The following is an 11486-nucleotide window of genomic DNA, read 5'->3' as shown; positions in this document are numbered from 1 at the left end:
GAGACGGCCCCGTCACATTATTCCTATAAGGACCCTAAGGTACTGACAACTAGTCACATTCTCCACCCCCGGAGTCACGTCACATGGGAATGATTCAGGTCGAGGGCGCTCGCCTTCGTAGCAGTGCAGGGAAAATGCGCGGGTTCGCGTCGGACGCTTCGGATATCGCTCCCGATCCCGAGCGTGAGTGCGATGCGGCCGACCGCGCGAATGCGGGGTTCATGACCGCGGAGGCGTTGCAGGCGATCGCGAAAGACCTCAAGGACGACATGAAGGAACTGAACGAGCACTGGGAGGGCACCGCCGAACTGCTCACCGACATCGCCGACGACTGGGACGGGGTCGATGACGACCAGGCGAAGGCCTTCGACACCATCGGTGGCGACCTGGGCGGCTTCACGGTGCCGACCATCGCCGGTGGGGCCTGAGCGGTGCCGACGTTTCAGCAGGCGCTCGACGCCGATCCTTCCAAGTTCATCACCGCCGGGGCCGCTTTGATGCAGGCGGCCGGGTCGGTCACGGCTGTGGCGGCGAAGTACGGCCAGGAGGTCACCGACCTCGGGACGTCCTGGCAGGGGCAGGACTATCAGGGCCTGGTGCGGTGGGCCGGTCAGGTGTCGGTGTTCACCGTCCAGACCAACGCGGTGCTCATGGCCACCGGGGGGACCCTCCAGGCGATGGGCGCGACCATGATGGCCAACGTGCAACTGATGAAGGGCACCAAGCAGGCGGCGGAGGGTGCCGGCTACAAGGTGTTGCCGACGCCGTTCGTGATTTTGGGTCCGTCCCAGTGGTCGCAGGTGTCCTCGGCGGGTCCGGCGGCCCCCGCAGTTCTCGCTGCCTATCAAGCCGGAGCGGTCGCCTTCACGACCGCGTTGATGGCCCAGTTCGCCGCGATCATCGCCCAGGACATGGCCGCCCAGACCGCGCTCCGCGCCGCCCTGGCGCTCTAGGAACAGGACAGCGACGATGAGCGGAAAACTCCCACGGCCAGGCAGCCGAGGCGGCGTGGGCGGCAATCCCCCGAACAGCCCTACCGGAACTGCAATTCCGGGCACCATCGGACATCAGCCACTTGAGCCCAAACGCACTGGTGAATTCGAGTGGAAGCCCAAATCAGGCGTGCCGTGCCCTCCCAATCTCGCTTCGATACCGGCTCATACCTCTCCCGAAAAATGGGTGAAGGAGATCAACGGCCCGGGCATGAGCTCACCAGGTCGGAACAACAACTGCGTTGACTGCACGCGAGCAGTCGAGTCCACCTGGAGAGGCAATCCGGAAATGGCTGCGGCTATGGACAATCCCAACGCAGACGGTACCGATGCAGGACGAATCACAGAATGGGCAGGTGGGACCTTCCAGAAAGCTACGTATGACGAGATTCGGGCGAAACTAGAATCTCTGGGCGATCGATCATCGGCAATGATCGTCAGTGCGTGGGCCGGTGGCCGAGGTGGACACGCGTTCAACGCTATCAACGACGGCAATGTAAAATTTGTTGATGGACAGTCCGGTACGGTTTCCGGATGGCCGCCGGTCTCCTGGTCAGAGAACCAGACCTCTGGTTCATGGGCCGTGTACTTCGATTCAAATGGAAATCCTGTGTGATTGGAGGATCACTGAATGAACGAAACTGAAGCAATCGATCGAGTTAGGGCATATATCCACGGCAAGTACCCGGACTATCCGACAGACAACCTGGTGGCAGAGAGGTTTGAGGTTGGCTGGACGGTCTTCCCTCAATCCGATCCTGAAGACTTCGGTTCGCTTCGCATCGGACAGACCATATTCCTTATCGGAGATTCCGGAATCATAATGGAGACATCATCGAGTCTTCCGCCAGGGCAGCCCGAAGCCGAGTTCACACGACTGCACGGTACAGGGTCGTGAATGAGGGGAAGAACCTTTGGCAACCGAGGCACCGAGGAACATGGGCTTTTATATGCTCATCGATAAAGAGATGCAGAAAGTAGCAGTATTCCGATGGACCGAAGAGGGGGTCACCTTGGAAGTTCTAAAGGAAGGTGGAGGGCCGATGGCACGTGAATACTTTACGGAAGGCATCTTGTCGTACCGGCTCGGTGAATTCGTGACCCCTTCCCAACCGGAGGAATTCATGGAGGCATTGACCGAGCCGCGAAACATGTCCTACTATGCATTTCGTCGTGAAGATTGACCTTCTATCAACCTGGTAGAGCACAGGGAACTCCATGGAAAACGCCAAATACTACTTCGTAGAAGGCCCAAAACGTCCGCGGTCGTGCCCGGGAACAGTTCTTCGCCGGTATACCAGCGGAGGAAAGCAATACGACGAGGTGTATCACTTCAACGGTGAAGGATGGACTCCAACAGAGTTCTTCGAGAAATTCAGACTCGGTTATCACGATGATGAATTCTATGAAGTCCCTGAGGCAGAGGCGCTAGCAGCGATTGAAGAAATAACGCGGCGGGGGCCCAAGGCTGGAAGTAATTGCTTCGCTTCGTCTTGTCGGCCGCCCCTCCGTACCTCGACTTTGGTTTCAGGAGATCTCGACCTTGGTCGTCAGGACCCTCTCTCCCTTGACCTTTCGGGTCTCGCCCGTGATCCGGAAGCTTCCCTCCAGCGGCAGGTCACCGCTGGAGTGGCCCACCGACACCGTGAAGTCCCCGGCTCGATGATCCGCTCTCCCTTGACACCTGTGAACGAGGTCCGGTCGGCGTGGATTCGGAACGTCACCCGCTTCTCCTCCCCCGCTTCGAGCGCCACCCGCGCGTAGCCGTTCAGCTCCCGCACCGGCCGGGTCGCCTGCCTTTCCCTGGGAAGGCACATAGGGGATGGAAACCGTTTCCGTAATGCTTCTCTCTGCACACTCATGTACGCACAGTTCAGGGCGGTGCGAAATCTCAGAGATCTTCAGGATCGAGAGTAAAACCAGCAATTTTTGGTGATGCTGGATCGTAGTGGTCGAAACTGTTTCTTAGGATGGAGAATGAAGTCGCACAGATGAGGAGATGCCACCGATGACCAGACCGGCCCAGCCCAGGCCCACGCTTGCGGCCGTCGCCGAGCGCGCGGGCGTCTCGAAAGCGACCGCATCGAAAGTGCTCAATGGGCGGCCAGGCGTTTCCGAGACGACCAGGCAACAGGTCCGGCAGGCGATCAGCGAGTTGGAGTACGTACCGACGACCGGGCCGCGCGCCCCGATCCCGGGCACGATTCACGTCGTCTTCGACACCCTCAACCACATGTACCCGATGCACGTGCTCGACGGAGTCATCTCCGGCGGCTCGGAACTGGGCGTCGACATCGTCACCAGCACCGTGGCCTCTGGAGGGGTCATTCCCGACCGCTCCCTGGGGGTCGACCGGATCGGCGAGATCGCCGCCCGCGGCCCCGCCGGGCTCATCGTGGTCACCACCCAGCTGACCGGCGAGGAGATCGCCCTGTGCGAGGAGGTCGGGCTCCCGCTGGTCGTCATCGACCCCGTCAACCCCCTGGACGACCGCGTCACCAGCATCGGCTCCACCAACTGGGCCGGCGGCGTGCAGGCGACCCGGCACCTGCTCGAACTCGGCCACCGCCGCATCGCCTTCGCAGGCGGGCCAAAGGAATCGGTGCCCGCGCGCGAGCGGCTGCACGGCTACCGCGAGGCGCTTGAGACCGCCGGGGTCACGCCGGACCCGAACCTCGCGCACCTGGGCCAGTTCACGATCGAGAAGGGCATCGAGATCGCCGAGAAACTGTTCGACCTGGACGAGCCGCCGACGGCGGTCTTCGCCGCGAGCGATGTGATCGCCATGGGCGTCATCAAGGTCGCGAAGGCCCGGGGCCTGCGGGTACCGGAAGAACTGAGCGTGGTCGGCTTCGACGACACGTACGGGGCGACCTGGACCGAACCGGCCCTGACGACCGTGCGGCAGCCGCTGGGGCAGATGGGCCGCGTCGCCGCCCGCACCGTGCTCGATCTGGCGCGGGGGAAGGTTCCCGACTCGCACCACGTGCAGTTGGGCACCGCGCTGGTGGTCCGGGACTCGACCGCGCCGCCAAACCGCTGAGGAACCGCACCGTCGAGCCGCCCCGCGCCCGCGTCCGTCCGGCGGGTAGGTCGCACCGACGACGGGCCTGATCTGAACCGCGCCAGTGCCTCTCCGCCCGCGGGGTCGGGAGCGGTGGCGATCGGCTCGTATCCTGGGGTTCGGAGTGCAAATGGAGCCCGCCATGACCCTGAGCCCGCCCCCGGAGAATGAGCCGCTGTACAAGCCGCCCGGCAGTGTCGTTGCGGCGCAGGTCGTCGCGTTCTTCCAGGTGGCGTTCCTCTTCGGCATCGGCTCCGTGGTGGCGACGCTGGGCTCGATCGGGGGCTGGTCGCTGCGGCTGCTGGCGCTGTTCACCGAGCTCGAGGCCGCTGAGGCGCAGCGGGCCGCCGAGCTCGTGCACGTCGGCGGCTGGACGATGGTGGGGATCAGTTTCCTGCTGGGGGTGCTGACCTGGGGGCTCGGGCAGGGCAAGCGGTGGGCGCAGGCGGCGATGGTCGCGGCGCAGGCGCTGCTGGCGCTTGCCGCCGCGGCCGGGACGGCGCAAGTGGGCGATGCCCCCTTGGGCTTCGTCGCCGTGTGTCTACTCGGGCTGCCCGCGCTGTGCGCCGTGGTCTCGCTGCTGTCCCGGTCCGCGAACCAGTGGTTCCGCCAGGGCGGCTGGGGCCCTTGGTACGACCGCTATTACGCCCGGGCCGGTCGGCGGCGTTGAGGCCGCGCTTCGGCCGCTCAGTCCCGGGGCTGCCGGGGTGGGGCGACCGATTCGCGGACGACGATGTGCGTGCCGAGCACGGCCCGGCCCGCCGGTGCCCCCTGCTCCCTGGACAAGGCCAGGCGCACCGACTCGCGCCCCAGGTCCTCGTGCGGGACGCGGACGGTCGTCAGGGCCGGGGTGAGGTCGGCTGCGAGGGGGATGTCGTCGAATCCGGCGACCGACATGTCCTGCGGCACTTGCACTCCCGCCTTTCGCAGCGCGCGCAGGACCCCGGCGGCGACCATGTCGGTCGCGGCGAAGATAGCCGTCACGTCGCTGCGCCACTCCAGCAGCTCCTGCGTGCGGTCGTACCCCGCCGCCTTCGAGAATTCGCCGGGGAGGATGAGCGTGTCGTCAAGCGGCACACCGTAGTCGGCATGGGCCCGCCGGAAGCCGGCCACTCGCTCGTCCGTGGTCGACAGGCCCGGCCCGCGACCCAGGTAGGCGATGGTGCGGTGCCCGGCCGAGAGCAGGTGCGCGGTCATCGCGTACGCCCCGCTCTCATTTTCATAGTGGACGGTCGTGGCCGGGACGTCCTCGCCGAGCGACGGCCGCCCGCACAGGACCAGGTGCGACCCGGCCCGGTCGAGCGCCCGCGCGAAGTAGGTCATGCGCTCGGTGTAGTGCTCGTCGTCGTAGCCGCCGCCGACGACGATGACCGCCTCGGCGTGCTGCTCGCGCATCAACTCCACCACGGCCAGTTCGCGTTCGGGGTCGCCGTGGGTCGTGCACAGCAGGCACAGGCGCCCCTGCGAGGCGGCCTCGGTCTCGACGCCGCGCGCGATGTGGGCGTAGAACGGCCCGGTCACGTCGTCCACGATGAACGCGATCGTCTTGGTGGTCGCGCCCGCCAGCGCCCGCGCGTGCGCGTTGACGACGTAGTCCAGTTCCCGAACGGCCCGAAGCACTTTCGAGCGGGTCGCGGGTGCCACCGGGTAGTTCCCGATGAGCGCCCGCGAGACCGTCGGGACCGAGACGCCGGCGCGGGCGGCGACGTCGCGGATGGTGGGGCGTTTCTCGGAGTCGGACTGCTTGGGCGGCAAAGCTCAGCCCTTGATGGCGCCGGTGAGGACGCCCTTGGTGAAGTGCCGCTGGACGAACGGGTAGACGATGAGAATCGGCAGGGTGGCGAGCACGATGACGGCCATCTGGAGGGTGACGCCGGGCGGCGGCGGGGCGCCCTCGGTGACGACCGCGCCGGGGATGTTGACGCCCGCGAGCACGTACTGCTGCAATACGACCTGGATGGGCCACTTCTCGGCGTCGTTGATGTACAACAGTGCGTTGAAGTAGGTGTTCCAGTAGCCGACGGCGTAGAACAGGCCCATCACGGCAAGTACGGGTTTGGACAGCGGCAGGACGATCTGGAGGAAGATCCGCCATTCGCCGGCGCCGTCGATGCGGGCGGCCTCGATGAGTTCGCTCGGCAGGTTCATGAAGAAGTTGCGGATGACGATCATGTTGAACGCCGAGATCAAGCCCGGAATGATGAGCGCCCACAGCGAGTCGAGCAGCCCCACGGTCTTGATGAGCAGGAAGTTCGGGATGATCCCGGCCGAGAAGAACATGGTGGCCAGCACCATGATGAGGATGGCCTTGGAGCCGGGCACTTCCTTGGTGCGGGACAGGCCCCACGCGAGCATCGACGTGAACACCAGCGACAGGGTGGTCCCGACGACGGTGACCCACAGCGAGTTCTGTAGGCCCTGGGTGACGGTGCCGCCGTTGAAGATCGCGCGGTAGGCGTCGAGCGAGTACTCGGTGGGGAAGAAGACCCCGGCGCGGGCCTGCGCGGGCGAGGCGAAACTCATCGCGATGACGTACACCAGCGGGTAGAGCATGGTGACGGTGATCAAGATGATGACGATCGCTTTGATCGCCCGCACCCACGCGGGTGCGGCGTTCATCCACGGGGGCAGGCCCGCCTTGCGGCGCAGGGCGTCCCGCCGGTCGAATCCGGACAGTGCGGTGGCCATCAGAAGATCCCCTCTCCGCCGAGCCGTTTGGCGAACTTGTTGGCGGCGAGCACCAGCACGGTGCCGATGATGCCCTTGAGCAGTCCGGCCGCCGTCGCGATGCCCCATTCGCCACCGAGGACGCCTCGGAAGTAGACGAACGTGTCGAGCACTTGGGCCGCATCCGCACCGACCATGGGCTGCTGGAGCAGTAGCTGCTCGAAGCCCACGGTGAGGATGGAGCCGAGGTTGAGGATGAGCAGGAGCGTGGCGACCGGGATCAGGCCCGGGAGGGTGATGTGCCGCATCCGCTGCCAGGCGCCGGCGCCGTCGATGGCGGCGGCCTCGTAGCGGTCGGACGGGATGCCCGCGATGGCGGCGAAGAAGATGATGGTGCCCCAGCCGACGTCCTTCCAGACTCCTTGGGCCACGACCAGGAGCTTGAACGTATCGGCGTTGGACATGAGGTCGAACCCGCCCACGAGGTTCGAGATGAGGCCGCCGCCGCCGAGGACCTGCTGCCACACCGAGATGACGATGACCCATGACAGGAAGTGGGGCAGGTAGACCACGGTCTGCACCCAGCGTTTGACGCGCAGGGACATGAGCGAGTCGAGCAGGAGCGCGAGCGCGATGGGTGCGGGGAACGCGAAGATCAGCTGGAGGAAGGCGATGATGAGCGTGTTGCGGAGCGCGGTGAGGACTTCGGGGTCATAGAAGATGGCCTCGAAGTTCTGGAAGCCGACCCACGGGGAGCCGGCGAATCCGCGGAACGCCGAGAAGTCCTGGAAGGCCACGACGTTGCCGGCCATCGGCACGTACGCGAAGACCAGGAAGAACAGCGCGCCAGGGACGATGAACGTGTACGCCCAGCGTTCACGCCAGATGCGTTTGCGCAGTGAAACCTTGCGCTGCTTGATGGGGGCGGGAGCCCCCGCGTCCCGCTGAGCGGGGACGCGGGGGCCGGCCTCGGTCTGGGTGCTCACTTGCCGAGCGCCTCGGTGTACTCGGCGCGGATCTTCTCGCCCCCGGCGGCCATGTACTCGCCGATGAAGGATTCGAGGTCGTCGACGCTCTCGCGCCCGGAGACGACGCCGCGATCGAAGTCGTCCCAGGACGCGACGAGCTGCGCGCCCTTGGACACGAACGTCTGGGACTGGGACTCCAGGCCCTCCAGGTCGCGCGCGATGGAGTGCTCCGCCATGCTCTCCATGACGGCCGTGAAGGACTCGACCCAGGGCGCCTGGTTGGGATGGCCGCGGTAGGAGTTGTCCCCGGAGGTGACGCCGACGTTCTGAACGCCCATGTCGGGGGCCTTCTCCGGGTCGAGAACCGGGATGCCGAATTCGTTGAATTCGAAGTACTCGCCCTCGACGCCGTACCCGAGGAACAGCTGCTCCTCGGATCCGTAAGGGGCGCAGAAGTAGTCGAGGACGTTGAGGACCTCGGTAAGCCGGTCCTCGTCCTCGGCGACCTGGAAGCCCACGCAGGTGGACTTGCCGTAGGGAATGTTCCGCACGACCAGCTGGCCCTCGCCGTCGTAGCCGGGGACGTCGAAATAGTCCCAGGTGGCTCCCGGCAGGTCTTTCTCCATGAGCATCAGGCCGTCGGGGGTCATGAAGGTGTCCGTCACCGCGCGCCAGGTGAGGGCCGAGCCGGAGACGATGTCCGCCGGGGTGGCGGTCATGGAGTTGGGGTCGAAGACGCCCTCGGCCCAGGCCGCGGCCAGCCAGGTGAGCATCTCCTTGTACTGCGGGGTCTCGATGGCGTGGATGAGCTTGCCGGAGTCGTCGAGCTGCCAGTCGGAGCCGACGCGGAACATGCGCTTCCACAGGGGGTTGTTGATCGGGTCGTACTGGTTGACGCCGTAGAGCTTCTGGTCCCCGGGGCCGGAGCCGAGCGCTGTGACCTCCTTGAGCATGGTCAGCATTTCGTCGGCGTTCTGCGGGGTGCGGCCGATGCTGGTCTGGTCGATCAGGTCGGTGCGCATGATCGGCAGGTTCGTCAGCGCCCACGCCGGCGAGGGGATCTGGTAGATGCGGCCGTCCTTCAGGCTGGCCTTCCAGATCTCCTCCTTGCGGGCGGCCAGGTTGGGCCACTTGAGGATGTTGTCGCCCGAGAGCACCTCGGACAAGTCGGCGAAGGCGCCGTCCTGGATGGCCTGGAGCTCGATCGCACTCTGGTCGTTGACGAACACGAGGTCGGGGATGTCGCCGCCGGCGAGCATGGTGGAGAACTTCTCGTCGTAGACCGGCTGGGGCACGAACGTGGGCTCCCAGGTGACGCCGACGCGCTTCTCGAGCTCCTGCCAGTACGGGTTGTCCTCCCGCTTGGTGGAGGGGTCGCCCCAGGTGAGCTGGAAGCTGGTGACGGTGCCGCCGGAGCCGGGCTCGCGGTCGACCGATTTGAAGTACTCCTTCACCGTGTCGGTGTAGATGTTCTCCATGCCCTCGGTCTCGGTGACGTGGGCCGGTTCGATGGTCAATTCGGGCGCGGCCTGGTAGGTGGGAAGCTCGTAGTCGCCCCCCGCTCCACCGGTCGGGCTGGAATCAGAACAGCCGGCGGTCGTGCCGAGCGCGAGACTGCCCGCGCCGATGCCTACGGCGCCAAAGAGATTGCGACGCGTGATTTCGACCATGAAGGGGTCCTCCTAGCAACATTGATGAAGGTGAAGGGTTGACGTCGGTAACAGGGCGACGGTCCCGGAGCGGCCGGGGAGGCCTCGGCGGGGCGTCGTGGGGAGAACGTTATCACCAACATCGAGCATGGTCAATGACCGATAACATAACGCCTGGACAACGAATTTAGAAACCGGTTAGGAATAGGAAAACGACTATCCCAATTCCCGAGTCCGCCGCTGCGGACTTGCCCCCTGCCTCGTATCCTTCAAAACATGACCGCTCCCAAGCCGTACCGCGCCCCCGTCCTCGCCGACGTCGCCAAGGCGGCGAAGGTATCGGTCCCGACCGTTTCCCGTGTCCTCAACGGCTCCAAGTACGTCGCACCCGATCTCGCGCAACGGGTCCACGACGCGGTGCAGGAACTCGGCTACCGCCCCAACAGCGCCGCACGATCCCTGCGGTCCAGCAAGCGCACCCTCGTGTCGGTCCTCGCCGGAGCCACGTCCAATTACGGGTACGCCCGCACGATCCAGGGCATCGAGACCGCGGCGCAGCGTGCCGGGATGACCGTGTCGATCACCGTAGTCGTCTCCGACGACGAGGCACAACTCCAGCGCGCCATCGACCTCGCGCTCTCCCAGCCGACCGCGGGCGCGATCGTCCTGGAGTTCGACCGCGCCGGCATACAGGCCGCGAAGTCGCTGCCGACGGGCCTGCCATTCGTGGTCGCCGGCGGCGGATCCCGGCGCACCGGAAGCGTCCCGGCGGCGCTCATCGACGAGAGGGCCGCGGGCCGCCAAGTCGCCGAATACCTACTCCGCCTTGGACACCGAACGGTTCACCACATCGCCGGCCCCACCGAGGGCAAGCACTCGGGCCGCACCGAGGGCTGGCGCGCCGCCCTCAAGGCGGCCGAGGCGCCGGTTCCGGAGATCATGAACGCCGACTGGGACGCCTACTCCGGCTACCGCTGGGGCGAACGCATCGCCGGACGCGACGACGTGACCGCCGTGTTCTGCGGCGGCGACGAGCTCGCCCTGGGCGTCATGAGCGCGCTGGCCGATCGCGGAGTCAAAGTGCCGCAAGACATCTCGGTCGTCGGCTTCGACGACCAGCCGCTGGTGGGCCTGTGGCGACCCTCGTTGACCACGGTGGATCAAGACTTCGAGGACCTGGGCTCGCGGGCCTTCGGGCTGCTGTCGCAGCTGATCGACGGCGAAACCGACGTGAAGTCCTCGGTGGTCGCCCCCGAGCTCGTGGTCCGGGAGTCGACGGCCCCGCCGCGCGGGTAGCGCGGCCGGTGGGGATGAGGGCCACGTCCGTTGAGATCCGGCGGCCCCGCCGTGCGCCTAGCGCGAATGTGGTGCTTCGACTGGGGTTCAGACACTCAGACACTCCGCGATGGAGCGATGGGGCGATGGCAGCGCGATCAACGGTGCGTCGCAGAGCCTCGATGGCATCGCTCTTGCGGTTCAAGCAGTCAACGAAGGAGTGGTGAAGGAACCGGTCCTGGGTGCGTTGCCGGGCCCGGGCTGGTCTTCGGTCGGGGTTCAAGCCGTCAGCGATGAAGCGGTGGCAATCCGGTTGCCGGTGCGCCGCCGGGGCCAGCCGGTCGTCGGTTGGGGTTCGGGCTCTCAGCGATGGAGTGGTGGCGGACCGGTCCGGGGTGTGTTGCCGGGGCCAGGTCGGAAGGTGCCAGGCTGGGGTCGGTCTGCGGTGTGGCGCTGGCCGGGGCCGGTGGCCTCCATCGCCAGGTCTCCCGTGCGGGTGTGTCGGCGAGGCAGGGGTGCGGCGTGGTCGAGCTCGAGTCCGTCATGGTCTGCATGGCCGTGCCTCCCTTCCCTTGTCCCGCTTCGGTCATCACGCATCGGCTTCTCGGCATTCGTGCCGCTCGGTCGTGTCCTTCCTCCCTGGCAGGGACTTCGCGTCTCGGACCGGTCCGTTCCGGCCCGGTGAAGTCCACCGGGGCGCCTCCCGCTCGCCGGTTCGCCCGGGAGCGTGTGAAGCCCGCTGACGGGGCGTCCCGGTCACCGGTCCGTTCCGCTGACCGGCTCCGGTCCGGTGGAACGATGCCGTTCAACGAGCGTCCCGCTGACCGGCTGGTCCGGTCGTGTCCTGGTCGCTTCGGTCCCGTGTCCCGTC

13 protein-coding genes are annotated in these 11486 nt (G+C 66.2%); 8 read left to right on the top strand and 5 right to left on the bottom strand.

Going from position 1 to position 11486, the window contains the following annotated elements; translation table 11 throughout:
• The first annotated feature begins 221 nt into the window (after positions 1-221).
• From FAB82_RS28950 to FAB82_RS23270, 5 genes are read left to right on the top strand one after another with little or no spacing between them, the layout of a single operon-like run.
• The gene (locus FAB82_RS28950) at positions 222-428 is read left to right on the top strand and encodes a hypothetical protein (RefSeq protein WP_425461597.1); all 207 of its coding nucleotides are present in this window, start codon (positions 222-224) and stop codon (positions 426-428) included.
• A gap of 3 nt (positions 429-431) precedes the next feature.
• The gene (locus tag FAB82_RS23285; protein WP_136536962.1) at positions 432-953 is read left to right on the top strand and encodes a hypothetical protein; all 522 of its coding nucleotides are present in this window, start codon (positions 432-434) and stop codon (positions 951-953) included.
• Between the two features lie 16 nt (positions 954-969).
• Positions 970-1608: a toxin glutamine deamidase domain-containing protein gene (locus tag FAB82_RS28695; RefSeq protein WP_136536961.1), complete on the top strand. Its 639-nt coding sequence runs from the start codon at positions 970-972 to the stop codon at positions 1606-1608.
• A 15-nt stretch (positions 1609-1623) separates the two neighbouring features.
• Positions 1624-1890: a hypothetical protein gene (locus FAB82_RS23275; protein WP_136536960.1), complete on the top strand. Its 267-nt coding sequence runs from the start codon at positions 1624-1626 to the stop codon at positions 1888-1890.
• Positions 1891-1906: 16 nt separating this feature from the next.
• The gene (locus tag FAB82_RS23270) at positions 1907-2176 is read left to right on the top strand and encodes a hypothetical protein (RefSeq protein WP_136536959.1); all 270 of its coding nucleotides are present in this window, start codon (positions 1907-1909) and stop codon (positions 2174-2176) included.
• Between the two features lie 366 nt (positions 2177-2542).
• Here the strand turns inward: FAB82_RS23270 and FAB82_RS28690 are convergent, their stop codons facing one another.
• Positions 2543-2809: a fibronectin type III-like domain-contianing protein gene (locus FAB82_RS28690; RefSeq protein ID WP_342799482.1), complete on the bottom strand. Its 267-nt coding sequence runs from the start codon at positions 2807-2809 to the stop codon at positions 2543-2545.
• A 191-nt stretch (positions 2810-3000) separates the two neighbouring features.
• Here FAB82_RS28690 and FAB82_RS23260 point away from each other — a divergent pair, with 191 nt between their 5' ends.
• Entirely contained in the window at positions 3001-4035 is a 1035-nt protein-coding gene (locus FAB82_RS23260) for a LacI family DNA-binding transcriptional regulator (protein ID WP_136536957.1), read from the top strand.
• 145 nt (positions 4036-4180) lie between these two features.
• Positions 4181-4726, top strand: a complete 546-nt coding sequence (locus tag FAB82_RS23255) for a hypothetical protein (RefSeq protein WP_136536956.1) — start codon at positions 4181-4183, stop codon at positions 4724-4726.
• A gap of 17 nt (positions 4727-4743) precedes the next feature.
• Here FAB82_RS23255 and FAB82_RS23250 read toward each other — a convergent pair whose 3' ends face one another.
• From FAB82_RS23250 to FAB82_RS23235, 4 genes are read right to left on the bottom strand one after another with little or no spacing between them, the layout of a single operon-like run.
• Positions 4744-5811, bottom strand: coding sequence for a LacI family DNA-binding transcriptional regulator (locus tag FAB82_RS23250; protein WP_136536955.1), 1068 nt, complete (start codon positions 5809-5811; stop codon positions 4744-4746).
• A gap of 3 nt (positions 5812-5814) precedes the next feature.
• Positions 5815-6744: a carbohydrate ABC transporter permease gene (locus tag FAB82_RS23245; protein ID WP_211116795.1), complete on the bottom strand. Its 930-nt coding sequence runs from the start codon at positions 6742-6744 to the stop codon at positions 5815-5817.
• Positions 6744-7709: an ABC transporter permease gene (locus FAB82_RS23240; protein WP_211116794.1), complete on the bottom strand. Its 966-nt coding sequence runs from the start codon at positions 7707-7709 to the stop codon at positions 6744-6746. Before FAB82_RS23240 ends, FAB82_RS23245 begins: the two co-directional genes overlap by 1 nt.
• On the bottom strand, positions 7706-9361 hold the full coding sequence (locus FAB82_RS23235; protein WP_136536954.1) for an extracellular solute-binding protein: 1656 nt from the start codon (positions 9359-9361) through the stop codon (positions 7706-7708). Before FAB82_RS23235 ends, FAB82_RS23240 begins: the two co-directional genes overlap by 4 nt.
• Positions 9362-9616: 255 nt before the next feature.
• On the opposite strand from FAB82_RS23235, the gene FAB82_RS23230 reads away from it, so the two are divergent.
• On the top strand, positions 9617-10636 hold the full coding sequence (locus tag FAB82_RS23230; protein ID WP_136536953.1) for a LacI family DNA-binding transcriptional regulator: 1020 nt from the start codon (positions 9617-9619) through the stop codon (positions 10634-10636).
• The last annotated feature ends 850 nt before the right edge of the window (positions 10637-11486 follow it).

The organism is Glycomyces buryatensis (genome assembly GCF_004912275.1).
GTDB lineage: Bacteria > Actinomycetota > Actinomycetes > Mycobacteriales > Micromonosporaceae > Glycomyces > Glycomyces buryatensis.
The sequence above is the reverse complement of the archived record's forward strand: the minus strand, read 5'-3'. Positions and strand labels throughout refer to the sequence as shown.